The 24,401-nt window shown below is 70.7% G+C and carries 22 protein-coding genes and 2 tRNA genes; 19 read left to right on the forward strand and 5 right to left on the reverse strand.

What is annotated here, in order from left to right; all coding sequences use genetic code 11:
- The first annotated feature begins 2 nt into the window (after positions 1–2).
- The 13 genes from IE160_RS03360 (at position 3) to IE160_RS03420 (ending at position 14,129) form a co-directional block, all read left to right on the forward strand.
- Positions 3–2,066 (forward strand): heavy metal translocating P-type ATPase, encoded by a 2,064-nt coding sequence (locus IE160_RS03360; RefSeq protein ID WP_179873347.1) that lies wholly within the window; start codon positions 3–5, stop codon positions 2,064–2,066.
- A 62-nt stretch (positions 2,067–2,128) separates the two neighbouring features.
- Positions 2,129–3,031 (forward strand): diacylglycerol kinase family protein, encoded by a 903-nt coding sequence (locus IE160_RS03365; protein ID WP_179873348.1) that lies wholly within the window; start codon positions 2,129–2,131, stop codon positions 3,029–3,031.
- A 62-nt stretch (positions 3,032–3,093) separates the two neighbouring features.
- A tRNA-Glu gene (locus IE160_RS03370) sits at positions 3,094–3,166 on the forward strand.
- A gap of 110 nt (positions 3,167–3,276) precedes the next feature.
- Positions 3,277–3,699: a hypothetical protein gene (locus tag IE160_RS03375; protein WP_191151655.1), complete on the forward strand. Its 423-nt coding sequence runs from the start codon at positions 3,277–3,279 to the stop codon at positions 3,697–3,699.
- 237 nt (positions 3,700–3,936) lie between these two features.
- Positions 3,937–4,977, forward strand: a complete 1,041-nt coding sequence (locus tag IE160_RS03380; protein ID WP_191151961.1) for a TerC family protein — start codon at positions 3,937–3,939, stop codon at positions 4,975–4,977.
- 155 nt (positions 4,978–5,132) lie between these two features.
- On the forward strand, positions 5,133–6,623 hold the full coding sequence (gene leuC / locus IE160_RS03385) for a 3-isopropylmalate dehydratase large subunit (protein WP_191151656.1): 1,491 nt from the start codon (positions 5,133–5,135) through the stop codon (positions 6,621–6,623).
- Positions 6,623–7,219 carry a 3-isopropylmalate dehydratase small subunit gene (gene leuD, locus IE160_RS03390; RefSeq protein ID WP_191151657.1) on the forward strand — a complete coding sequence of 199 codons (597 nt, stop codon included), beginning with the start codon at positions 6,623–6,625 and terminating at the stop codon, positions 7,217–7,219. The genes leuC and leuD overlap by 1 nt, the downstream gene beginning before the upstream one ends.
- Before the next feature lie 37 nt (positions 7,220–7,256).
- On the forward strand, positions 7,257–8,624 hold the full coding sequence (gene murA, locus IE160_RS03395; RefSeq protein ID WP_191151658.1) for a UDP-N-acetylglucosamine 1-carboxyvinyltransferase: 1,368 nt from the start codon (positions 7,257–7,259) through the stop codon (positions 8,622–8,624).
- Positions 8,625–8,690: 66 nt separating this feature from the next.
- Positions 8,691–9,476, forward strand: coding sequence for a lysophospholipid acyltransferase family protein (locus IE160_RS03400; RefSeq protein WP_224744548.1), 786 nt, complete (start codon positions 8,691–8,693; stop codon positions 9,474–9,476).
- Between the two features lie 28 nt (positions 9,477–9,504).
- Entirely contained in the window at positions 9,505–10,551 is a 1,047-nt protein-coding gene (locus tag IE160_RS03405; RefSeq protein WP_502708746.1) for an NAD(P)H-dependent glycerol-3-phosphate dehydrogenase, read from the forward strand.
- A 54-nt stretch (positions 10,552–10,605) separates the two neighbouring features.
- Positions 10,606–11,355 (forward strand): alpha/beta fold hydrolase, encoded by a 750-nt coding sequence (locus tag IE160_RS03410; RefSeq protein WP_191151659.1) that lies wholly within the window; start codon positions 10,606–10,608, stop codon positions 11,353–11,355.
- Positions 11,355–12,953, forward strand: a complete 1,599-nt coding sequence (locus IE160_RS03415; RefSeq protein WP_191151660.1) for a Mur ligase family protein — start codon at positions 11,355–11,357, stop codon at positions 12,951–12,953. Before IE160_RS03410 ends, IE160_RS03415 begins: the two co-directional genes overlap by 1 nt.
- 27 nt (positions 12,954–12,980) lie before the next feature.
- Complete coding sequence (locus tag IE160_RS03420) at positions 12,981–14,129, forward strand: D-alanine--D-alanine ligase family protein (RefSeq protein WP_191151661.1); 1,149 nt, start codon at positions 12,981–12,983, stop codon at positions 14,127–14,129.
- 318 nt (positions 14,130–14,447) lie between these two features.
- Here the strand turns inward: IE160_RS03420 and IE160_RS03425 are convergent, their stop codons facing one another.
- The gene (locus IE160_RS03425; protein ID WP_191151662.1) at positions 14,448–14,948 is read right to left on the reverse strand and encodes a DUF3515 family protein; all 501 of its coding nucleotides are present in this window, start codon (positions 14,946–14,948) and stop codon (positions 14,448–14,450) included.
- A gap of 25 nt (positions 14,949–14,973) precedes the next feature.
- Between IE160_RS03425 and thiL the strand changes: the two genes are divergently transcribed.
- Positions 14,974–16,062: a thiamine-phosphate kinase gene (gene thiL, locus IE160_RS03430; protein ID WP_191151663.1), complete on the forward strand. Its 1,089-nt coding sequence runs from the start codon at positions 14,974–14,976 to the stop codon at positions 16,060–16,062.
- A gap of 27 nt (positions 16,063–16,089) precedes the next feature.
- On the opposite strand, the gene IE160_RS03435 is transcribed toward thiL, so the two are convergent.
- Positions 16,090–16,338 carry a WhiB family transcriptional regulator gene (locus IE160_RS03435; protein ID WP_055859575.1) on the reverse strand — a complete coding sequence of 83 codons (249 nt, stop codon included), beginning with the start codon at positions 16,336–16,338 and terminating at the stop codon, positions 16,090–16,092.
- Between the two features lie 198 nt (positions 16,339–16,536).
- Between IE160_RS03435 and IE160_RS03440 the strand changes: the two genes are divergently transcribed.
- Positions 16,537–16,929, forward strand: a complete 393-nt coding sequence (locus tag IE160_RS03440) for a hypothetical protein (RefSeq protein ID WP_191151664.1) — start codon at positions 16,537–16,539, stop codon at positions 16,927–16,929.
- Between the two features lie 12 nt (positions 16,930–16,941).
- Here IE160_RS03440 and bcp read toward each other — a convergent pair whose 3' ends face one another.
- On the reverse strand, positions 16,942–17,415 hold the full coding sequence (gene bcp / locus IE160_RS03445; RefSeq protein WP_191151665.1) for a thioredoxin-dependent thiol peroxidase: 474 nt from the start codon (positions 17,413–17,415) through the stop codon (positions 16,942–16,944).
- 155 nt (positions 17,416–17,570) lie between these two features.
- Between bcp and IE160_RS03450 the strand changes: the two genes are divergently transcribed.
- A tRNA-Lys gene (locus IE160_RS03450) sits at positions 17,571–17,643 on the forward strand.
- A 57-nt stretch (positions 17,644–17,700) separates the two neighbouring features.
- On the opposite strand, the gene IE160_RS03455 is transcribed toward IE160_RS03450, so the two are convergent.
- A complete protein-coding gene (locus IE160_RS03455; protein WP_152581963.1) occupies positions 17,701–17,898 on the reverse strand; it encodes a hypothetical protein in 198 nt (65 codons plus the stop codon).
- A gap of 176 nt (positions 17,899–18,074) precedes the next feature.
- Between IE160_RS03455 and IE160_RS03460 the strand changes: the two genes are divergently transcribed.
- Genes IE160_RS03460 through IE160_RS03470 form a run of 3 tightly spaced genes read left to right on the forward strand, consistent with a single transcriptional unit; the run spans position 18,075 to position 23,504 of the window.
- Positions 18,075–18,665: a TetR/AcrR family transcriptional regulator gene (locus tag IE160_RS03460; RefSeq protein ID WP_191151666.1), complete on the forward strand. Its 591-nt coding sequence runs from the start codon at positions 18,075–18,077 to the stop codon at positions 18,663–18,665.
- A gap of 1 nt (position 18,666) precedes the next feature.
- Positions 18,667–21,537 (forward strand): MMPL family transporter, encoded by a 2,871-nt coding sequence (locus IE160_RS03465; protein WP_191151667.1) that lies wholly within the window; start codon positions 18,667–18,669, stop codon positions 21,535–21,537.
- Positions 21,534–23,504, forward strand: coding sequence for a YhgE/Pip family protein (locus IE160_RS03470; RefSeq protein WP_191151668.1), 1,971 nt, complete (start codon positions 21,534–21,536; stop codon positions 23,502–23,504). The genes IE160_RS03465 and IE160_RS03470 overlap by 4 nt, the downstream gene beginning before the upstream one ends.
- Before the next feature lie 25 nt (positions 23,505–23,529).
- Here IE160_RS03470 and IE160_RS03475 read toward each other — a convergent pair whose 3' ends face one another.
- Positions 23,530–24,330 (reverse strand): sugar phosphate isomerase/epimerase family protein, encoded by an 801-nt coding sequence (locus tag IE160_RS03475; RefSeq protein ID WP_191151669.1) that lies wholly within the window; start codon positions 24,328–24,330, stop codon positions 23,530–23,532.
- Positions 24,331–24,401 lie beyond the last annotated feature (71 nt).

Consider the following 24,401-nt stretch of genomic DNA (forward strand, 5'->3'; position numbering starts at 1 on the left):
CCATGGCGCACGATCACGCACACCACGACCACGCAGGCCACGACGCCGCGGAGCAGGACGGCGCAGTCGCGACGAGGGAGGCACCGCACGGGCACGGCGCCCACGGCGACCACACCGGTCACGACCCTGCGCAGTTCCGGCGCAAGTTCTGGCTGAGCCTCGCGCTCACCGTCCCGATCCTCGTCTTCTCGCCCGGCCTGCAGAGTCTCCTCGGCCTCGACGGGCCGCGGTTCCCCGGCAGCGAGTTCATCTCCGCGGGGCTCGGTGCATTCCTCTTCTTCTACGGCGGCTGGGTCTTCCTCCGCGGCGCCTGGGTCGAGCTGCGGCAGAAGCAGCCCGGCATGATGACCCTCATCTCCCTCGCGATCGTCGTCGCCTTCGGCTACAGCGCCGCCGTCACGCTGGGCCTCGACGGCATGGACTTCTGGTGGGAGCTCGCGACGCTCATCACGATCATGCTGCTCGGCCACTGGCTCGAGATGTCGGCTGTCATGGGAGCGCAGAACGCGCTCGGTGAGCTCGCCGCCCTCATCCCCGATGAGGCCGAACTCGTCGACGGCGACGACACCCGCACGGTCGCAGCCTCCGAGCTCGCGGTCGGCGACCGTGTGATCGTGCGCCCCGGGTCGGCGATCCCCGCCGATGGCACGGTCGTCGACGGCGAGAGCGACGTCGATGAGTCGCTCCTCACGGGCGAGTCCGAGCCGATCGGCAAGCAGACGGGCGATTCGGTCGTCGCCGGCTCCGTCGTCGGGGGCGGCTCTCTCACCGTCGAGGTGACCAAGACGGGCGAGGACACGGCCCTCGCGGGCGTCATGAAGCTCGTCGCCGACGCCCAGAGCTCCAAGTCGGGCACGCAGCTGCTCGCCGATCGCGCCGCGGCGCTCCTGTTCTACCTCGCCCTCGCCGCGGCGATCATCACGGCGATCGTGTGGGTGATCGTGCGCCCCGGCGAGCCCGACTTCGTGCTCGCGCGCGTCGTGACCGTGCTCGTCATCGCGTGCCCGCACGCCCTCGGTCTCGCCATCCCGCTCGTCGCGCAGATCTCCACCTCCCGCGGCGCCAAGCGCGGGCTGCTCATCCGCTCACGTGCGGCGCTCGAGGCGGCGCGCTCGATCGACGTCGTGCTGTTCGACAAGACGGGCACCCTCACCGAGGGCCGTCAGGGCGTCGAGACGGTCGTCGTCGCCGACGGAGTCGACGAGGACGAGGCTGTGGCGCTCGCCGCCGCCGTCGAAGCCAAGAGCGAGCATCCCATCGCCCGCGCGATCATCGCCGAGGCCGCCGATCGCGACCTGAAGAAGCGCCGCAGCGCGCGGTTCACCGCGGTCTCCGGCAAGGGCGTGACCGCGCGCGTCGGCGAGACGGAGTACTCGGTCGCGAGCGGCCGTTGGGTCACCGAGCAGAGCATCGAGGTGCCGGGCGCCCTCGTCGCGGCGGCCCGCGAGGCGGGCGAGGCAGGCCAGACGGTCGTCTATCTTCTCGAGGGGGATACCGTGCTCGCGCTCTTCGCGATCGCCGACGTGATCCGCCCCGAGTCGCGTGAAGCCGTCACGGCTCTGCAGAAGCGCGGCGTGCGGGTCGCGCTGCTCACGGGCGACTCGCAGCCCGTCGCCGAGTGGGTCGGGCGCGAGCTCGGCATCGACGAGGTGCACGCCGAAGTGCTGCCCGGCCAGAAGTCCGACGTCGTCGCCGAGCTGCAGCGCGGCGGTACGAGCGTCATGATGGTCGGCGACGGCGTCAACGACGCCCCCGCCCTGGCCCGCGCCGACGTGGGCGTCGCGATCGGAGCGGGAACGGACGTCGCCATCGAGTCGGCGGGCATCGTGCTCGCCTCGAGTGACCCGCGCGGCGTCGACGAGGCGATTCAGCTCAGCCGCCGCACGTACGCGAAGATGCAGCAGAACCTCGTGTGGGCGGCCGGCTACAACGTCGTCGGCATCCCGCTCGCCGCCGGCGTGCTCGCGGGCGTCGGCTTCCTGCCCTCGCCCGCGCTCGGCGCCGTGCTCATGAGCGTGTCGACGATCGTCGTCGCCCTCAACGCGCAGCTGCTGCGCCGCGGCTGACGCGCGGAGTCGTCAGCAGCCGTCGGGCGGATCGTGACGCGGTTTCGCGCCATAATCAGCGGATGACATCGTCGTCGCGTCGCGTGGTCGTCGCCATCAACCCGGCAGCATCCTTCGGCCGCGGCAGCGAGGTCGGGCCGGCCGTCGTCACCACGCTGCGCGGACTGGGCCACGAGGTGACAAGCCTCACCGAGCCTGACTTCGCGCAACTGCTCGACGCGACGCGCGCGGCGCTCGGCGACAAGCCCGATGCGCTCGTCGTCGTCGGCGGCGACGGCATGGTGAACCTCGGCGTCACCGCGCTCGAGGGCACACGTATTCCGCTCGGGATCGTGCCGAGCGGCACCGGCAATGACATGGCGCGCGGGCTGAGCATCCCGATCGGGGACACCGAGGCGGCGATCACGGCGCTCGCCGCGGCGCTGCATCGGCCGCCGCGCGTCATCGACGCTGGACGCATCGCGTTCGACGGCAGCCGGGCGCGGTTCGCGTGCATCCTCTCGGCCGGCTTCGATGCCCTCGTCAACGAGCGCGCCAACCGCATGCGCTGGCCGCGCGGCCGCAGCCGGTACACGATCGCGCTGCTCGTGGAGCTCGCACGGCTGCGCCCGATCGAGTACCGGCTCACGCTCGACGGCGTCGAGCACGTCGAGCGTGCGCTGCTCGTCGCCGTCGCCAACAACCTCTCCTTCGGCGGGGGCATGAAGGTCGCCCCCGACGCCTCGCTCTACGACGGGCTCTTCGACGTCGTGCTCGTGCGGCCCCTCGGGCGGCTCGCGTTCCTGCGCATCTACCCGCGCGTCTTCGCCGGAACCCACGTGACCGACAGCCGCGTCGTCGTCCATCGCGCCCGCCAGGTGCGCATCGAGGCGGACGGCGTCGTCGCCTACGCCGACGGGGAGCGCATCGCTCCGCTGCCCGTCGAGATCCACATGCAGGAAGGCTCGCTGCGAGTGCTCGCATAGCGGTCGCGGCACCGGTTTGGTCGGGGTGTTCGCCCTATGGCATACTCGACTGGTTGCGTGACGGCCCCATCGTATAGCGGCCTAGTACGCCGCCCTCTCACGGCGGTAACGCGGGTTCGAATCCCGCTGGGGTCACGTGTCTGAGACCGCCCGGAATCGTCCGGGCGGTTTCGTCAGTTAACCCGCGACGCGATGCTGCGAACCCGCTCTTCCTTTGGGGTTCCAGGGGGTCTACTGTGTGGCACATGACAATGCTTAGGAGTGTGTCTCTCGTGTCGCTCACCGCCGCGCTCGTCGTCGGCCTGAGCGGCTGCTTCGGCTTTCCCGGCGGCCTCCTCAACCAGGGTTCTGCCGACCCGGCGGCGGGCGGCAACGCGAGCGCCGAAGACGCGCTCGCCGGCACGACCTGGGATGGCGTGGACTCGGACGGAGACAGCTGGGTGCTCGAGTTCCAGGAGGATCGCACGCTCGGGTTCACCTTCAACGGCGCGAGTTACGACGATGCGAGCGACACCTGGGGTGTGGCTGGGTCGACTCTCACGGTCTCCATCGTGTTCAACGACGGCATCGCCACGATGAGCGGGCCGTACGAGGCTGGTGACTCCACGATCGACCTCGACGGCGAGCAGGACGACGCGCTCTGGACTCTCACCCTCTCGCCGCAATAACACGGGCGCGGGGCTCGTGTCGGGCGCACGCGCCCAGAGTCGCTAGGCTGTCACGCGCGAGGGGGAGTATCCCGATTCGCCGCGATCGTCATCACGACCCGACTCTGCAGTCCGGTCCGGGCGCGGCGCCACCGTACTGCGGTGGGGGAGAGACCGTCGAGTTCCTCTGACCCCTCCCATCGAAAGGCTCCCGTGAGCGACGTCGTCATTCCCGTGTGGTTCGAGATCGGCTCTCTGATGGTGCTGAGCGCCATCCTCATCGCCGATCTGCTCCTCGTGATCAAGCGGCCGCACGTTCCGAGCCCGAAGGAGTCGGGGCTGTGGGTCGGGTTCTACGTGACGCTCGCGCTCATCTTCGCCGGGCTCATGTTCCTCATCGCGGGCGCCGACGCTGGTGGCGAGTTCGTGGCCGGCTGGCTCACCGAGTACAGCCTCTCGATCGACAACCTGTTCGTGTTCGTGCTGATCATGGCGCAGTTCAGTGTTCCTCGGCGCATGCAGCAGCGCGTGCTCATGATCGGCATCATCCTGGCGCTGCTGTTCCGCGGCATCTTCATCCTGCTCGGAGCAGCGCTCATCGCGAACTTCAGCTGGGTCTTCTACATCTTCGGAGCGTTCCTGCTCGTCACCGCCGCGCAGCAGGCCTTCAGCGGCCGCGAGGACGACGAGGAGCGCGAGAGCAAGCTCATCGGGTTCCTGCGCAAGCGCATCCCGATCACGGACGAGTACGACGGCATGAAGATGCGCACGCGCATCGACGGCAAGGTCTTCTTCACGCCTTTGCTCATCGTGCTCATCGCCATCGGCACGACCGATGTGATCTTCGCCCTCGACTCGATTCCCGCGATCTTCGGCATCACTCAGAGCCCGTTCATCGTCTTCACGGCGAACGTCTTCGCCCTCATGGGGCTGCGGCAGCTGTACTTCCTGCTCGGGCACCTCGTGGACAAGCTCGAGTACCTCAAGTACGGCATCGCGTTCATCCTCGCCTTCATCGGCGTGAAGCTCGTGCTGCACGCCCTCCACGAGAACGAGCTGCCCTTCATCAACGGCGGCGAGCACGTGCCCGTGCCCGAGATCGATACCTGGACGTCGCTCATCGTCATCCTCGTCGCCATGGCGGTGGCGGTCGTGCTGAGCCTGCTCAAGATCCGCCGCGAGGGCCGCTACCTGCCGACCGCGATCATCGGTGGCGGCGGCGACGACGATAAGGAGGTCGCTGCTGCCGCGACGGCCGCGGCGGAGGTCGAGAGCACCGAGACTCGCAGCGAGCGCTGAGCCGAGCATCCCCCGGTGGTAACCTGGCTCCATGCAGCGCGAGCGGTTCCTTCTCCTTCGTCGCCGCGGCGAGTCCTGATCACCCCAGGTCGCATTCTCGCCGCGGAGTCTCGACGCGGCCGCTTCGATTCGAACTGCTAGAAGGGTGACCACCCATGACGACCGATTCCGTGAGCACGACGACTGACCGGCCCCGCACTCTCGCCGAGAAGGTCTGGGCCTCCCACCTCGTCGCCGAAGGCGCGAGGGGCGAGCCAGACCTGCTCTACATCGACCTGCACCTCGTGCACGAGGTCACGAGCCCGCAGGCCTTCGACGGCCTCCGTCTCGCCGGCCGTCCTGTGCGCCGCCCCGACCTGACGATCGCGACGGAAGACCACAACACGCCGACGCTCGCGATCGACAAGCCCATCGCGGAGCCGACGAGCCGCAAGCAGATCGAGACGCTGCGCGCCAACGCGAAAGAGTTCGGGATTCGCCTGCACTCGCTCGGCGACGTCGAGCAGGGCATTGTGCACGTCGTCGGCCCGCAGCTGGGCCTCACGATGCCGGGCATCACGGTCGTGTGCGGCGACAGCCACACCTCCACGCACGGTGCTTTCGGCGCCCTCGCCATGGGCATCGGCACGAGCGAGGTCGAGCACGTGCTCGCCACCCAGACGCTGCCCCTCAAGCCGTTCAAGACCATGGCGATCACGGTCGAGGGCGAGCTCAAGCCCGGCGTGACGGCGAAAGACATCATCCTCGCCGTCATCGCTAAGATCGGCACGGGCGGCGGGCAGGGCTACGTGCTCGAATACCGCGGCTCGGCGATTCGCGCCCTCTCCATGGATGGCCGCATGACGATCTGCAACATGTCGATCGAGGCGGGTGCGCGGGCAGGCATGGTCGCCCCCGACGAGACGACCTACGCCTACCTCAAGGGCCGCCCGCACGCTCCGGAAGGAGCCGACTGGGATGCAGCGGTCGAGTACTGGGACACGTTGCGCACCGATGACGACGCCGTGTTCGACGCCGAGGTGTACCTCGACGCGGGCGAGCTCGAGCCCTTCGTCACGTGGGGCACCAACCCCGGCCAGGGAGTCTCGCTGAGCGAGAGTGTTCCCGACCCCGCGACGATCATCGACGCCAACGAGCGTGCCGCGGCCGAGCGCGCCCTCGAGTACATGGACCTCGCCGCGGGCACGCCCATGAAGCAGATTCCCGTCGACGCCGTGTTCATGGGCTCCTGCACCAACAGCCGGCTCGACGACCTGCGCGCGTTCACCTCGATCATCAAGGGCCAGAAGAAGGCCGAGGGTGTTCGCGTCATGGTCGTTCCCGGCTCTGCGCGCGTGCGTCTCGAAGCGGAGGCCGAAGGGCTCGACAAGATCGTCGAGGAGTTCGGTGCTGAATGGCGCTTCGCGGGCTGCTCCATGTGCCTGGGCATGAACCCCGACCAGCTCGCACCCGGGGAGCGCTGCGCCTCCACGAGCAACCGCAACTTCGAGGGTCGGCAGGGCAAGGGCGGTCGCACCCACCTCGTGAGCCCGCTCGTCGCGGCAGCCACGGCCATCCGGGGCACGCTCTCGAGCCCGGCCGACCTGCTCGCGGACGGCATTGCCGTCGATACCGAGTACACCGGCGTCGAGGGGGTGAGTGCGTAGTGGACAAGGTCACGACCGTCACCGGCGTCGCCGTGCCCCTGCGGCGCTCCAACGTCGACACCGATCAGATCATCCCCGCCGTCTTCCTCAAGCGCGTCACGAAGACCGGCTACGACGACGGGCTCTTCCACGAGTGGCGGAAGGACCCGCAGTTCATCCTCAACCGCCCCGAGTACGCCGGCGCCCGCATCCTCATCACGGGCTCCGACTTCGGCACCGGCTCGAGCCGCGAGCACGCCGTGTGGGCCCTGCGCGACTTCGGCTTCGCCGCCGTGATCAGCCCCAAGTTCGCCGACATCTTCCGCGGCAACGCCGGCAAGCAGGGGCTGCTCGCCGGCCAGGTCGACGAGGCGACGGTCGAGCAGTTCTGGGCCGAGCTCGAGGCGAGCCCCGGCATGGAGGCGACGGTCGACCTCGAGGCCCGCACCGTGACGGTGGGGAATATCACTGCCTCGTTCGAGATTGACGACTACACGCGCTGGCGCCTGCTCGAAGGGCTCGACGACATCGCGCTCACGCTGCGCGACGAGCAGGCGATCACCGATTTCGAAGCCCGCCGTGAAAGCTGGCGGCCGACGACTCTGCCCGCTCGCTGACGCGGGTTCGCAGAGACAACGCACCAGGAAAGGGCGCATGAACTCGCTCACCCAGGATTCGCAGAAGGCCGCCGCACGCGTCGGCCTCATCTCCGACAGCATCACCATCCACGGCGGCAAGCCGTTGAAGGGTCGCGTGGAGGTCCGCGGCGCGAAGAACCTCGTCACCAAGGCGATGGTCGCCTCTCTGCTCGCCGACACCCCCAGCACGCTCAAGGGCGTGCCCGAGATCAGCGACGTCGCCGTCGTGAGCGGGCTGCTCAAGGCGCACGGGGTCGCGATCGACTCCTCCGCGCCCGGCGTGCTCACGCTCGACCCGAGCAACGTGGTCGGCGCGCACTTCGCCGAGATCGACGCGCACGCCGGCTCGAGCCGCATCCCGATCCTGTTCTGCGGCCCCCTCCTGCACCAGCTCGGCGAGGCCTTCATCCCCGACCTCGGCGGCTGCCGCATCGGCGACCGGCCCATCGACTTCCACCTCAACGCCCTTCGCGCCTTCGGGGCGGTCGTCGAGAAGTCGTACCAGGGCATCCACCTCACGGCGCCCCACAAGCTCGTCGGCGCCGATATCGACCTGCCGTTCCCGAGCGTCGGGGCGACCGAGCAGGTGCTCCTCACCGCCGTGCGGGCGGAAGGCACGACCGAGCTCAAGAACGCCGCGATCGAGCCCGAGATCATGGACCTCATCGCGATCCTGCAGAAGATGGGCGCGATCATCTCGGTCGAGCCCAACCGCGTCATCGTCATCGAGGGCGTGGAGACGCTGCGCGGCTACAACCACACCGCGATCTTCGACCGCAACGAGGCCGCGAGCTGGGCGGCGGCGGCACTGGCGACGGGCGGCGACATCACCGTCGGCGGTGCCACGCAGCAAGAGCTCATGACCTTCCTCAACGTCTACCGCAAGGTCGGCGGCGAATTCGACGTGCTCGAGGACGGCATCCGCTTCTGGCACCCTGGAGGACCGCTCAAGCCCGTCATGATCGAGACGGATGTGCACCCCGGCTTCATGACGGACTGGCAGCAGCCGCTCATCGTGGCCCTCACCCAGGCGGTGGGCGAGTCGGTCGTGCACGAGACGGTGTACGAGAACCGGTTCGGCTTCACGGAGGCTCTCAACGAGATGGGCGCGAACATCGTCGTGCACCAGTCGGGGCTCGCCTCCATCACGCGCCGCGTGCCGCGCCGACCGCTCGAGCAGGCCGCTGTCATCACGGGGCCGACCCCGTTGCACGGCGCCGACGTGCGTGTGCCCGACCTGCGCGGCGGCTTCAGCCACCTCATCGCCGCGCTCGCGGCGGAGGGCACGTCGACGGTGAGCAACGTGGGCATCATCAGCCGCGGCTATGAGCTGTTCATCGACAAGCTGCGGCAGCTCGGCGCCGACTTCGAGCTGCCCTCCTGAGCTGCTCGCACCGTCATGGCCGACTCCATTCCTGCGCCGGCATTCGTCACGCACTAGCCTGTACCCGTGACTGACGCCACCCCCGCGACCGTCGACGACGACGGCCGCCCCGCGCGCCGTCGACGTCGGGAGAAGACCGCACTCTGGTACGCGATCGCGGCCCTGTGCCTCCCGCTCCTGACCCTCATGGCGCGGTTCCCCGTCATCGACGGCCACAAGCTTCCCCGTCAGGGCGCCTTCATCCTCGCCCCCAACCACTACAGCGAGATCGACCCCGTCATCATGGGCCGCTTCATGTGGAAGCTTGGGCGGGTTCCGCGCTTTCTTGCGAAAGCCTCCGTCTTCCGCATTCCGGTCGTGGGAGCGATCCTGCGCTGGTCCGGCCAGATTCCGGTGGAGCGTGAAGGGCGAGGGCGGTCGGATGCTCCGCTCAAGGCGGCGCAGCAGCTCGTCGATCGCGAGCTCGCGATCATCATCTACCCCGAGGGCACCCTCACGCGCGACCCCGACCTGTGGCCCATGCGGGGCAAGAGCGGCGCGGTGCGCATGGCGCTCACCGCGGGCGTGCCGATCATTCCCGCCGCGCACTGGGGCACGCAGCAGATCATGGCGCGCTACTCGAAGAAGATCAGCTTCTTCCCCCGCAAGACCATCTACTGCAAGATCGGCGATCCCGTCGACCTGAGCGACCTCGAGGGGCGTCCGCTCGACTCGGCGACGCTGGCCGAGGGCACGCGTCGCGTGATGACGGCGATCGCCGATCTGCTCGGCGACCTGCGCGACGAGCAGCCGCCGGCGGAGCGCTGGGATCCCGCGAAGAACAACCAGGCCGAGACGGGCCGCTTTGAGTGACGCGGACGCTGCGCGCGAGCATCCGCCTCTGACGGAAGCGGTGCGATTGCCGCTGCCGAACCTCGATGCTGATGCGCCGCGCGTCGCCGTGCTCGGCGCCGGCTCGTGGGGCACGACTTTCGCGAAGATCCTCGCCGACGGCGGTGCCGACGTCGTCATGTGGGCACGCCGGCGCGAGGTCGCGCACGAGATCACCGAGACCCACCGCAACAGCGGTTACCTGCCCGGCATCAACCTGCCCGGCAATCTGCGCGGCCACGACTCGCTCGAGCACGTGCTCGCGGGTGCCGAGCAGGTGTACCTCTCGGTGCCGAGCCAGAGCTTGCGCGCCAACCTCGCCTCGATCCGCGACATCGTGCCCGCCGACGTGCCCGTCGTGAGCCTCATGAAGGGGGTCGAGAAGGGCAGCGGGCTGCGCATGAGCGAGGTGATCCGCGACGAGCTGCGCATCGACGAGGAGCGCATCGCCGTCGTGAGCGGCCCCAACCTGGCCCTCGAGATCGCGAAGCGCCAGCCGACCGCGGCCGTCGTCTCGAGCGCCCACCGCGACACCGCCGTCGCCGTCGCGCAGGTGGCGTCGAACGAGTACTTCCGCTGCTTCGTCAACACCGACGTCGTCGGCACCGAGTTCGGGGGAGTGCTCAAGAACCTCATCGCCGTGGCCGTGGGCATCACCGACGGCGTGGGCTACGGCGAGAACACGAAGGCATCGATCATCACCCGCGGGCTCGTCGAGATCACCGACTTCGCGGTCGCGTTCGGCGGCCGCTCCGAGACCATGACGGGGCTCGCGGGTCTCGGCGACCTCATCGCGACGTGCGAATCCCCGCTCTCGCGCAACAACACGGCGGGCCGGCTGCTCGGTCAGGGCTACGCCTTCGCGCAGGTGATCGCGCAGATGAACCAGACAGCGGAGGGTCTCTCCTCCGTCGGCCCGATTCTCGAACTGGCATCGACCAAGGGCGTCTCGATGCCGATCGTCGCGCAGGTCGCGCGCGTGCTCGAAGGAACCCTCGACCCGCGCGAGCTCGCCCCGCACCTCGCCACGGATTCCGACGAGCCTCAGGGCGAGTAGGCGGTAGGCCGCGTCGAGCCTCACGGCGAGTGACGCCTCGGTAGGCTGGCTCTCGTGATCACGACCCTCGCTGGCGGCCGCGTCCTCGCCGAGAAGCACGGGGCGACCCCTCCGACGGTCGTCGCCTTGCACGGCTGGGCACGCGACGGCACCGACTTCGGCACGATCGTCTCAGGCCTCGATGCGGTGTGCCTGCACCTTCCCGGCTTCGGCCCGGCTCCGGCGCCCGATGAGGTGTGGGGCAGCGAGGACTACGCCGAGCTCGTCGCCGAAGCGGTCGCCGCCTACGCGCCGGTCATCATCGTCGGCCACTCCTTCGGCGGTCGCGTCGCAGCACGGCTGACCGCTCGTCGCCCCGAGCTCGTGCGCGGGCTCGTCCTCACGGGCGTGCCGCTGCTGAGGCTGCAGGCGCCGACCGCGCCACCGCTGGGCTACCGCGTGGCGCGTTGGGCGAATCAGCGCGGCCTGCTGAGCGACGAGCGCATGGATGCCCTGCGCAACGCGCGCGGATCCGCCGACTATCGCGCCGCCGAGGGCGTGCTGCGCGGCGTGCTCGTGCGCGTCGTCAACGAGACGTACGACGAGGAGCTCGACGAGCTCGCCGCGGGAACGGTGCCCGTGCGCTTCGTGTGGGGCGAGCACGACACGGCGGCGCCGACGGAGGCTGGGCGGCTGGCTGCCGAGCGCGTCGGTTCGCCGTTCCGCGTCGTGCCGGGCAGTGCCCACCTGCTCGAGGGTGACCTCGAGTTGGCCGTGCGCGAGGAGCTTCTCGCGCTCATCGCCGAGACGGCGGGGCAGGGCTGATGGCCGGCGCCCTGGCAGCCGCCCTGTACGTGCCGTTCGTTGTCTCGGCGAGCGTGCTCGCGGCGCTCGCGGCGATCCCTATCGCGGCTCGCTGGGTGCGCGTCGCGCAGCGGGAGCACTACGTGCCCGGCTCGGTGACGCGCATGGCCTGGCTGTGGCTGCGCCGCGAGCCGGGGTCCGGCCCCGCGACGGCCGTCGTGCTCGTGGCGATCGCGGTGGCGGTCATCGTGCCGGTTCCCGCCCTGCAGGCGCTGCCGCTCCCTGCCATCGTGCTGCTGGGGCTGCTCCCCTTCGGGCTGAGCTTCCGGGGCACCTCGAAGCCTCTCGCGGTCACGTCGCGCGTGAAGCGACTGCTCGTAGTGTGGATAGTTCTGCACCTCGCGGTCGGCGTGGTACTGACTCTCCTCCTCGGCCCCGCAGGCCCAGCCCTGACGCTCCTGCTGAGCGCGCCGCTCACCGATCTCGCGCTCGCGATCATGGCGCCCATCGAGAAGTCCGCATCGCAGCGGTACGTGGCCGCGGCGAAGAAGCGGCTCGCCCAGGTGCGGCCGACGGTCGTGGCGATCACCGGGTCGTACGGCAAGACGAGCACGAAGAACTACGTGGCCCACCTGCTGAGCGCCACGTTCACGACGGTCGCGAGCCCAGCATCCTTCAACAATCGCTTGGGGCTCGCCCGCTCGGTGAATGACAAGCTCGTGCCGGGCACCGAGATGTTCGTCGCGGAGATGGGCATGGATGCTCCCGGCCAGATCGCGGAGCTCTGCGAGCACTTCCCACCAGACATCGCGGCCATCACGGTCATCGGTGAGGGCCACCTGCAGCGCATGCGCACGACGGAGGCGATTCTGCAGGAGAAGTCGACGATCACCGATCGCGCGCGCACGGTCGTGCTGCCGATCGACGATGCGCGCCTCGCCGCTCTTGCCGCGTCCGACCGCATGAACGGGAAGCGGGTCGTCACGGTGAGCTGCGTGGCGGGAACCGACGCCGACGTCGTGCTGTCTCCTGCATCGGGCGATGCGGGGGCGACGATCGCTCTCGGCCGGGGTGCCGACCCGGTGCCCGTAACCGTCGCGAGCACGGGCCACGCGGTCAACGTCGCGGTCGCGTCGGGCATCGCGCTTGCCGCGGGTGTGCCCGCCCCCGTCATCGCATCGCGCCTCGACGCACTGCCGGGCTCGCAGCACCGCGCGGAGGTGCAGCAGGCGCCGGGCGGAGCGCTCGTGATCGACGACACCTACAATGCGAACCCCGTCGGGTCGCTGCGCGCGCTCGAGAGCGCGGCGGCGCTGGCCGCCGAGCGCGGAGGCCCTCTCGTGGTCGTGACGCCCGGCATGGTCGAGCTCGGCCCCGTGCAGGCTGAGCGCAACCACGCGTTCGGTGCCGCGATCGGTGCTGTCGGAGCGCGACTGTTCGCGGTCGCGCGCACCAACCGGGCCGCCCTCCTCGCCGGGTACGCGAGCACGGCGACGGCGGAGGCGCTCGGGGCGGACGCCGTGCGCTCGCGCGAGCACGCGGTCGCCGAGGCGGTCACGGTCGCGGGGGAGCGGGGCGTTATCCTCTATGAGAACGACTTGCCCGATCACTATCCGTGATCTCAGAACCCACTGATTAAGGTGCACATGGCTGGAACCGCCCCCTGGGCCGTCGTCTTCGGCGGTCCGAGCCCCGAGCATGAGATCTCGATCCTCACGGGTCTCCAGGCAGAACGCGTCCTGACCGCTGCCGGTCACGACGTCGTGCCGATCTACTGGTCGCCGACGGGGGACTGGTTCCGCGTGCCCGCGGGCACCGAGGCGAAGGACTACCTCGAGGGCGCGCCGCGCGACTCGATGCCGCTCGAGGCGCGCGTCTCCGGGGACCCCGGCCTGTACCGCCGCAAGACGTTCGGCGCCGAGCGACTCGACCTCGAGGCGGCCCTGCTGTGCCTGCACGGCGGCGTCGGCGAGGGCGGCGGCGCTGCAGCGGTGTTCTCGCTCCTCGGCATTCCGGCGACCGGGTCCACGCTGTTCGCCGGCGCCGTGGGCATGGACAAGCTCGCGTTCGGCGGCCTCATGTCGGCCGCGGGCATCCCGAGCCTTCCCCGCGAAGCGGTGTCGACGCTCACCGAGCCCGCCTTCGAGGGCCCCTACATCGTCAAGCCGCGCTTCGGCGGCTCCTCGATCGGCATCGAGATCGCCGAGGACGTGGCGGCGGCCCGCGCTCTCGCGGCCAGCAGCGTGCACTTGCGCACGGGCGCCGTGGTCGAGCCGTACCGCCCCGAGCTCGTCGACCTCAACATCGCCTTCCGCACCTTCCCGACCCTCGAGATCACGCAGCTCGAGAAGCCGCTGCGCGGGCCCGCCGGCAGTGCGCTCTACAGCTATGCCGAGAAGTACCTCGCGGGCGGGGCCGGTGCCGATGCTGGCCTCACGAGCGCTCCCCGCGAGTTCCCGGCCGAGGTGCCTGACGCGGTGCACGCGCGGGCGCGCGAACTCGCCGAGCGCGTCGCCGACGTCACCCGGCTCACGGGCATCGTGCGCGTCGACCTGCTGCTCGACGAGGCGGGCGGCGAGCTCTACGTCAACGAGGTCAACACGATTCCCGGCGCGCTCTCGCTGTACCTGTGGGCGCCGCAGCAGCCTGCCGCGACCGTTCTCGTGGATGCTCTCACCGAGGCTCGCGACCGCCGCGTCGTGTTTCCCCAGGCCGGGTTCGGCGGCGGCGCCGCGCTGCGAGCCGCGGGCGGCATCGCCGGCAAGCTCGTCGGCCTCGACGGCCCCCGCGCGTAGCGGCGCCGCACGCGCGCCCGCGCGCCTCGCGCGCCCGCGTTGGTGCCAGATCTGGCGCAGATGGACGCTCGTCGCCCGAGATTCCGACACTATGTGGCGAATCTGCGGCGTTGACTGCGGCGCGCGAGCGCAAACCCGCGCGCTATCTCGTGCCAGATCTGGCACGAATGGGCGCTCGCGGTGCGTGATGCTCCCGATATGCGGCGAATCTGCGCGGCTGAGCGAGGTGCGCGGGGTGGCTGGGGTGCTCGGCTGAGCGAGGTGCGTGCGGTGAGGGAGGTGCCGGGGCGGGCGGGGCGAGCGGGGATGCGCGGGGCGCTAGTCGGTGGAGGGTGCTACCCTGCCGCCGCCGAAGACGTCGGTGGCGGCGAGGCACCGGGCCTCGGCCGGAGTGGCGGCGACCGCTCCGCTGATGGCGCGCACCGCGTCCGCGCCGGCGATGTAGGTGATGTCGACGATGACCTCGGTCGTGGGCGTGCGGCCGTAGGTCGTGAAGACGTACTGCGGGGCATCGCTCTCGTCGAGCAGCCAGTCGACGCCGTCGACGTCGAAGCACGGCAGGTCGCTCGGGCCGAGATCGGGCAGCCCGCACCGGTAGATCACAGCCGTGGGCTCGCCCCAGGCGGCAGTGGCCTGCGCGTTCGTGCTGCGGCGGTCGAGCTCGCCGATCGTCTGCGGCAGCCGCACCGAGATCTCGGCGCACGCCACAGCATTCGCCTCGGGCGCCGCCTCGAGCGGCACGGTCGGAGCGCAGCCGGCGAGGGGCACGATGGCGAGGGTGGCGACGCCGAGGGCCAGGAGGGGGGAGCGGGTAGTCATCGTCGTTCAGGCTACCGTTGAGCGCATGAGCGAAGCCGAGTCGAGCCCTCCCGAGGGCGCGGGCACGCGGGCCGCTGCAGAGTCGAGCCGCGGGGCCGACACTCTCGGTTCCGTCGGCGAGCTCGACGCCCTCGCCCGCATCATCCCGCGCCTGCCGCCGAGCGCGGCGACCGTGCTGGGCCCCGGCGACGACGCGGCGGTGCTCGCGGCTGCCGACGGCCGCTACGTGGTGACGACCGACATGATGATCCACGGCCCCGACTTCCGGCTGGCCTGGTCGAGCCTGCACGACCTGGGGTTCAAGGCTGCGGCGACGAACCTCAGCGATGTCGCAGCGATGGGCGCGCGACCGACGGCACTCGTCGTGGCGCTCGCAGCACCGGCCGAAACGCCCGTGAGTGACCTCGAGGCCCTGGCCGACGGGCTGCGCGAGGCGTGCGCCGAGCTCGCGCCGGGATGCGGTGTCGTCGGGGGAGACCTGAGCGTCTCGCCGACCCTCACGATCGCCGTGACCGCGTTCGGCGACCTCGAGGGGCGCGAGCCCGTGCGGCGCGACGGCGCGCGCGTGGGAGACGTGGTTGCGGTCTCCGGCTCACTGGGTTCGGCCGCTGAGGGGCTCGCGCTGCTGTTCGAGCACGCGGTCGACAACGAGGGGGTGCCGGATGCTGGGGCCGCCGCGCGACTGCGCTCCGAGCATCCCGGCGCCGTAGCCGACCAGCTCACGCCGCGCCCCCCGATCGCGGACGGCGTTGCCGCCGCGCTCGCGGGAGCCACCTCGATGCTCGACCTAAGCGACGGCCTCGCCCTCGACGCCCGGCGCATTGCACGCGCGAGCGGCGTGAGCCTCGACCTCGACGCGGCCGCCGTGTGCATGGCGGCGGGGGTGGATGCTTCCCGTCTGCCGCACGTGATCGTGGGCGGGGAGGACCACTCGCTGCTCGCGACGTTCCCGCCGGCGACGGGCCCTGGGCAGTCGCTGCCCGGAGGGTTCCGGGTGATCGGGCGCGTCGTCGAGGCGGGAGACGACGGACCGGCTCTGCTCGTCGGGGGTCGGGTCTTCTCCGCGCGCGGCGGATGGGACTCGTTCGACGAGTGGAGCGGCGGAGCCGGCTGAGCCCGAGACGGGCTGAGCGCTAGACGGTCAGGAGGCGCGGCGCGCGCGGGCGGCGCGGCGCTTGAGGGCGCGGCGCTCGTCTTCGCTGAGGCCGCCCCACACGCCGGAGTCCTGGTTGGTCTCGAGGGCGTACTGCAGGCAGGTCTCGGTGACCGAGCAGCGGCCGCAGACGGTCTTGGCCTTCTCGATCTGGTCCACAGCGGGACCAGTGTTGCCGACCGGGAAGAAGAGCTCCGGGTCAGCGGTGAGGCAGGCTGCTTTGTCGCGCCAATCCATGGGACGTGCTCCTTTGTGCATTGCCGTAGCACGTCGAGTGAGGTTGGGGACGCGCTACATCCGTGAACTCACCGACGAAAGTTGGGGCGAGTGAGACTGAGAGGGATGCCGCCCACGTCACTGTAGGCGTCAGATCAACCGCATATAGGCTCTCACAGGGCCTGAGTCAAATCAATAGCTTTGTATAGGACGGTTCTCGTGTCGGACACCCGGCGGACACCTCTCGTCATCCTGCTCGTCACCATCCTGGCGCTGGAGGCGGTCTTTCTCGCGGTCGTGACGGTCGCTCTGACGATCGAGCTCGTGGGGCAGCAGGCAGACTTCCCGGTGACGGCGCTCGCACTCGTCGGCCTCACCGCGCTCGTGGTCGTGTGGCTGGTGGCGATGACGGTGGGCGTGTGGCGGGCCCGGGCGTGGACGCGCGGCAGCATCCTCGTCTACCACTTCCTGCAGCTCGCGATCGGCGTCGGCAGCCTTCAGGGCTTCGTGCCGCGGCCCGACATCGCGTCGTGGATCATCATCCCCTCGGTGCTGGGGATCATTCTCGCGCTCACGCCGAGCGTGACCGAGCACCTCTCCCGCCGCGGCTGACGGGCGGCGACCTCAGTCGAGCCCGAGCTTCTTGCGCAGGCTCGCGACGTGGCCGGTCGCCTTGACGTTGTAGAGCGCGTGCTCGAGCATGCCCTGCTCGTCGATCACGAAGGTCGAGCGAATGACTCCCGTCACGGTCTTGCCGTACATCGACTTCTCGCCGTAGGTGCCGTAGGCGTGATGCACGGCCAGGCCGGGGTCGCTCAGGAGCGGGAAGGTCAGGTTCTGCTCGTCGGCGAACTGCCGCAGGGCATCCCCCTCGTCCTTCGAGACGCCGAGCACCTGGTAGCCGGCGCTCGCGAGCGAGGCGAGGTTGTCGCGGAAGTCGCACGCCTGCGTCGTGCAGCCGGGCGTCGAGGCCGCGGGGTAGAAGTAGAGCACGACCTTTTGGCCGGCGAAGTCGCCGAGCGAGACGGGGTTGCCATCCTTGTCGGGGAGGCTGAAGGTGGGGGCGGGGGTTCCCGCCTCGAGGCGCGTGCTGGCCATGGGGGGCTCCTTGCGTGAACGGGATGCGCGGCGCAGGTCGGCTCCGCGGTGAGGGTCTCAGTGTATGAATGCGGGCCGGATGCTCGCTGAATGCCGCCCGAGTGGAGGCCGCCCCGCCGCGGTGGTAGTGTTTCCTCTCGGCCGTCAAGGCCTACGCACCTCTAGCTCAATTGGCAGAGCAACTGACTCTTAATCAGTGGGTTCCGGGTTCAAGTCCCGGGGGGTGTACGAAAACCCCGGTTCGCTCTCGCCAGCTGCCGGGGTTTTTTCGTGCCTGGCGACGCTCTAGTCGTCGATGCCGGGGGCGTCGATCGCCTTGTTCTCTTCCATCACGGTGCCGACGGCGATTGCGACGCTAATGCCCCAACTGGCCCACATGAGGGCGAGGCGCCAGTCGCGCGGGCCGTGCCGAGTGGTCGAGATGACATTCCAGGCGGAGAACACGGCGCTCACCACGGCACCGTTGAGGATGTACTTGCGCATGCGGTGACCTTCCCTCGTCGTGTGTGCTCCACGCTATCGCCCCTACCCGGTGCGGATGCCGCCAGCGTCCAGTTCGTGTCCAGGCTGTTGCGCGGGGCTGGGAAGTCGCCCAGCGCAACCTTGGCATCTGACCGAATGGTCAGTTCCTGACCGATCGGTCAACTAACGTGGCCGCCGTGACTCTCCATGACGAACTGCGCGCGATCGCGCTTGCCGAGTTCGCGACCTCCGGGTATGCGGCCACCTCGCTGCAGCGCATCGCCGATCTCGCCGGCACGTCGAAGGCGAGCGTGCTCTACCACTTCGCGTCGAAGGAGCTCCTGCTCGCCGACATCGTGAGCCCCGCGGTCGACGACCTCGATCGCCTGCTTGACTCGATCGACACGGCGAGCGGCCTGCACCACGCAGACTTCGTCGAGAGCTTCGTCGACCTGCTGCTGCGGCACCGCGAGGTCGTGCCCCTCATCATCAACCAGGGCGCGACGCTCGACGACGTTCCCGTCATGCACCGCTCGACCGAGATCATGCGCCGCGTCGCCGAACTCTTCCGGCTCGCGAGCGGCTCGACCATGGAGAAGCTGCGCTTCGGCGTCGCATTCGGCGGAGTCGCCTACACGCTCGCGGCCGCCGAGCGTCTCGGCCTCAGCGGCGAGATCGACGTCGTCGACCTGCGCGGCGCACTCCTGGTCATCCTGCACGAACTGCTCGTGCCCTCCGAGCACTCGCTCGCCCCCGCCTCCCTCGCCGACTCGACCCCCAAGGACTGACGTGGCCACCCTCCTCTACCGTCTCGGGCGCTTCGCCTTCCGCCGCGCCGCGCTCGTCATCACCGTGTGGGTCATCGCCCTCGCGGCGGCACTCGGCGTGGGCCTCAGCCTCGGCGGCCAGACCGACGAGAGCTTCTCGATTCCTGGCACCGAGTCGCAGGAGGCGCTCGACCAGCTCGACCAGCTCTTCCCCGAGGCCGCCGGCACCACGGTGCAGGCCGTCGTCGCGCCCGAGGACGACTCCCTCGTGACGGACGCCGACATCCGCGGCGAGATCGACGCGCTCATGGCCGACCTCGAGTCGATCCCCGGCGTCGAGACCGTCCTCGGCCCGTTCGACGAGTTCGCGAGCAACCAGGTGAGCGACGACGAGTCGGTCGCGATCGTGCAGGCGAGCCTGGAGGGCACCTCCCAGTCGATCTCGACCGAGACCCTCGACGCGATCACCGCGACCGCCGATGCGCGCGATGTGCGGGTCGAGTTCGCCGGGCAGGTGTTCCAGAACACCACGGTCGGCATCACGATCATCGAGGTCATCGGCGTGCTCGTCGCCGGAGCCGTCCTCATCGTGACCTTCGGGTCGCTCCTCGCCGCAGGCATGCCGCTCGCGGCCGCCCTCATCGGCATCGGCATCTCGCTCGGCGGCATCCTCGGCGTGGCGGCCTTCGTGCCCGTCTCGAGCTCCGCGCCCCTGCTCGCCCTCATGATCGGGCTCGCGGTCGGCATCGACTACTCGCTCTTCATCCTGTCCCGACACCGCACCCAGCTCGCCCGAGGCGAGCGGCCACTCGAGTCGGCCGGCATCGCTGTGGGCACCGCGGGCAGTGCCGTCGTGTTCGCGGGCGTGACGGTCATCATCGCCCTGCTCGGGCTCCTGGTGGTCGGCGTGCCGTTCCTCTCCGTCATGGGCATCGGCGCTGCGGTCGCGGTGACCGTCGCGATGCTCGCAGCGACAACGCTGCTCCCGGCGTTCATGGGGCTCGCGGGCGATCGGCTCATCCCGCGAGAGGGCTCGCGCGCCTGGAAGCGCTCGCACCCCACGGCGGCGAGCCGCCCGACGATGGGGCGCCGCTGGGTGCGCGGCGTCATGCGCCGCCCGATCCTCTCGACCGTCGGCGTCGTACTCGTGCTCGGCACGATCTCGATCCCCGCGTTCTCCCTCGACCTCAATCTGCCCGACGGCGGCAAGGAGCCCGAGGGCTCGACGCAGCGCATCGCCTACGACCTCATCGCCGAGTCCTTCGGGCCGGGCACCGCGGGGCCGCTCCTCGTGACCCTCGACATCACGCAGACCACCGACATCGTCGACGACCTGGAGGACATCGGGGCGGAGCTCGAGGCGCTCCCCGGCGTCGCGAGCGTGAGCCAGGGCATCCCGTCGCCGGGCCTGGAGCTCGCGATCTTCCGCGTCGCCCCGACGACCGCGCCCGATGCGCCCGAGACGAAGGCGCTCGTCGCCGAGCTGCGCGAGCTCGGTCAGCAGGTCGAGGAGGACTACGGCACGCCTCTCGCGGTGACGGGCGTGACCGCGGTCGGCATCGACATCTCGACGCGCCTCACGGGGGCCCTCGTGCCCTTCGGCATCATCGTCGTCGGCCTCTCGATCGTGCTCCTCATGGCCGTCTTCCGCTCCGTGCTTGTGCCCGTCAAGGCCGCTCTCGGCTTCCTCCTCACGGTCGGCAGCGCGATCGGCGTGACCGTCGCGGTCTTCCAATGGGGATGGGGCGCCGAGCTGCTCCACGCCGAGCCCGGCCCCATCCTGAGCTTCATGCCGATCATCCTCATGGCGGTGCTCTTCGGCCTCGCGATGGACTACGAGGTCTTCCTCGTCTCGGGCATGCGCGAAGAGCACGTGCACGGCGCGACCCCGCGAGAGGCGATCGAGGAGGGCTTCACGACCGGAGCCCGCGTTGTCACGGCCGCGGCGCTCATCATGTTCTTCGTCTTCGCCGCCTTCGTGCCCGAGGGTGCGGGGCTCATCAAGCCCATCGCCCTCGGACTCGCCGTCGGCATCGCCGTCGACGCGTTCGTCGTGCGCATGCTTCTCGGCCCCGCGCTCATGACGCTCTTCGGTCGCGCGGGCTGGTGGTTCCCGCGCTTCCTCGACCGGTTGCTGCCCGATCTCGACGTCGAAGGCGCCCGCTTGCGGCACCATCGCGATACGGCCCGGTGGGCGGTCGCGGCAGGAGACGCCGAGGTCGTCGCCGACCGGCTCGAGATCGCCGGCACGGAGAAGACCCTCAGCCTGCGGGTCGAATCGGGTGCGGGGGTCCTCGTCGATGCGGCACCTGCCGAGCGCGGTCTCGTGCTCGCGACCCTCGCCGGCTATCTCGCCGCACCGAGCGGACGCGCGCGCGTCGCCGGTGCCCTTCTGCCCTCCGAGGCGGGTGCCGCGAGCGAGCGCGTGAGCCTGCTCGAGCTCGAGCCCCATCGTCTCGACCCGACCCTCACGGTGCGCGAGCTCGCGACCGAGCATCGTGCGGCACGCCCCGGGCGCATGGGGCAGCGCGAGATCGAGCGCTGGTGGCGGGGAGTCACGGCGACCGCTCGACGGCTGGGCGGCGCCGCCGCCCCGCTCGCGACCGTCGAGCTCGACGACACCCTCGTGTCGCTGTCGCCCGAACGCCGTGCGCTCGGCCTCGCCGCCCTCGCCGCATCGCACGGCTCCACCGTGCACCTCATCGATGCGGGAGGTCTCGCACGCCCGACCGTCGACGCCGCCGACGCCCTCATCGTCGCCCTCGCCGAGCCGCAGCCAGCCCGCCTCGTCACGGGCGACGCTGCGAGCGAGGACGCCGCAGCGCTCACGCTCGACCCCCTCGCGCCCGCCGGCGCCCACGACGCCCGAACCCCGGAGGCCCTCCTCTCATGACCGACAGCTCCGCACCCCAGCCCGCCCGGCGCTCCCGGCGCCGCATCGCGACGGTCGTCGGCGCCGTGCTCGTGCCGCTCAGCCTGGTGGGGCTCGCGCTCGCCGCGGTCGGCGACGGCGACGAGGCGCTCGACCGCATCCCCGCGGCGATCGTCAACAACGACGAACTGGTCACGACGGTGGGCGCCGACGGCGAGGAGCAGCTCTTCCTCGCGGGCCGTCAGCTGGTCACCGAGCTCACCGGCCCCGACTCGGTGGGCTTCGACTGGACCCCCACGGGCGAGGAGGAGGCGGCGCGAGCCCTCGAGGCGGGCGAGGTCTACGCCGTCGTCACGATCCCCTCCGACTTCTCCGCGTCGCTCACGACGATTTCGGAGACGGATGCCCAGCCGGCGTCCATCCGCGTCGCGACCGACGACGCCCACAGCTACCTGGCCGGCTCGGTCATGCAGGCCATCGGCAGCGGCCTCGTCGCACAGTTCGGCTCCGAGATCACCGCCCTCTACATCGACGAGCTCGCGGGCGGGCTCGGCGAGCTCGGCGAGTCGCTGGAGACCGCCGCGGGTGGCGCGAGCGATCTCGCCGAAGGCTCCCGCGAGATCGCGGGTGGCGTGCGGGAGATCGGAGACGGCGTCTCCGGCCTCGGGAGCGGCGCGAGTGCGCTCGGCAGCGGGCTGGGCTCGGCGACGGCGGGCGCGCGCGAGTCGGCCGACGGCGCCGCGGCGCTCTCCTCCGGCATCAGCGGGTATACGCAGGGCGTGGACGCCCTGGCCTCCGGGCTCGGCCAGCTCGACACGGCCGCAGGCGCGCTCGGCGCGCTCAGCGGTGCCGTCGCGAACGTGTCGAGCCTCGCCAACTCTCTCGTCGTGCAGGCCCAAGCGGCCGTGGACGAGGCGCAGACGTCTGGCGCGAGCGCTCAGACCATCGCAGAGGCGCAGGCGACGCTCGTCGAGGCGCAGACCCTCGCCGCGACGGCTATCGGCACGAGCGCGCAGGTCACTCCGGCGCTCGCCGGCATCCAGGCGGGCGTGAGCGACAGCGCGAGCGGTGCCGCAGCTCTCTCGAGCGAGAGCGCCGCGCTGCGCGGGGGAGCCCGAGGCCTCGCGGCTGGGCTCGGCGAGCTCGCCGACGGGCTCGGCCAGTCGAGGGATGGCGCCTACACGCTCGCCGACGGCGCTGCGCAGCTCGCCACCGGCAACGCCGAGCTCGCCGCCGGCGCGAGCGAGCTCGCGGCCGGCACGGAGGAACTCGCGGCTGGCCTCGACGAGGGCGCAGCATCCGTACCCGACGATGTCGCGACCGTGCCCGATGCCGTCACCGAGCCCATCGCGCTCGAGACCAACCGTGCGAATCCGCTCGAGGGGATCGGCGGGCTCATCATCGCCGTCCTCGGCCCGCTCGGCCTGTGGTTCGGGGCCATGGCCGTGACCCTCGCGCTGCCCGCCCGCGGTGCCGCGATCGTGGGGTCTCCGCTCGGGGCGGGAGCCCTGCTGCGGCGCCGACTGCTGCTGCTCGCCGGGGTCTCCCTCGCGCAAGCAGGCCTCGTCACTCTGCTCGCGCACACCGTCGCGGGAGTCTCGTGGGCGCTCGCCCCCGCCGTCCTCGGCCTGACGACGCTCATCGCGCTCGCCTTCACCGCGCTCCACGTCGCCCTCGCCCAGTGGCTGGGTCGTGGCGGCCTGGTCGTGTCGCTTCTCGCGCTCGCCGTGCAGGTCATCGTCGTGGGCGGCGTCGTCCCCATCGAGGCGCTCGCCGCGCCCTTCCCGGCTCTGAGCGCCGTGCTGCCGCTCTCGCACGCGACCGACGGCCTCACGGCGATCATTGCGGGCGGCTCGGCGGACCGGGCGCTCTCCGCGGCCGTGAGCCTCGTGATCCTCACGGCGATCTCGCTCATCGTCGCGCGCCTGGCCGCGGGTCGGGCGCGACGCCGGGCGGTGCTGAGGAGGTTCGCGCCGTCGATGGCGTGAGCAGTGCGGAGGCCGGGGGAGCGAGCTAGTGCAGCACGCGCGTGTGAGAGCGGGCGAACTCGAGCGTCTCCCGCAGCCAGGCGACACGCTGCTCGTCATCGCGACCGCACGCGCGCGTGTTGATCTCGGCGATGATGTGGCCAGCGAACCCCGAGTCGGCGAGACCCTGCAGCACCTCCGCGACCGGCTGGGCGCCGCGCCCGGGCACGAGGTGCTCGTCGAGCAATGCGCCCCCTGGTTCGGTGCACGCCGCATCGCACAGGTGCACGTGCTGCAGGCGCGAGCCCCACTCGTGCGCGAGGTCCGCAGCCGACCGCCCGCTCATGCCCGCGTGCGAGAAGTCGAGGGTGAGCGCGTCGACGTCGAGCGCGCCGGGGTTCCAGCCGGGGGCGAAGGGGTCGTGCTCGATGCCGCCTCGCGTGACGGGGAACATGTTCTCCACCGCGATGCGCATGCCGTACCGCTCGGAGAGCCGCCGCACGGTCTCGACGAAGAGCGCGGCGCTGCGGCGCTGCCAGCGGTAGGGCGGGTGCACGACGACGGTCGTCGCGCCCAGGGCGTCGGCCAGTTCGACGCTGCGGCGCAGCTTGACGAGAGGGTTGCGGCCGAAGACGTGGCTGCTGAAGAGCAGTACCGGTGCGTGGATGCTCAGCACGGGCATCCCGAATTCTTCGCTGAGAGCGGTCAATCGCGAGGGGTCGTGCGTGCCGCGGTCGCTCGTGATCATGACCTCGATGCCGTCGAAGCCGGCCTCCGCCGCGAGGCGGAAGGCGTCGCGCAGGCGTCGGGGGAGGACGCTCGTCGTACCCATGCCGATCTGAGTCACACCGTCACTGTACGTCGCGACCCGGGCGGCGGCGCGGGAGCGACCCGTGAACTCTCGGTGACGCGCGGGCG

The sequence above is a fragment of the Chryseoglobus sp. 28M-23 genome, from assembly GCF_014789785.1.
Lineage (GTDB): Bacteria > Actinomycetota > Actinomycetes > Actinomycetales > Microbacteriaceae > Microcella > Microcella indica.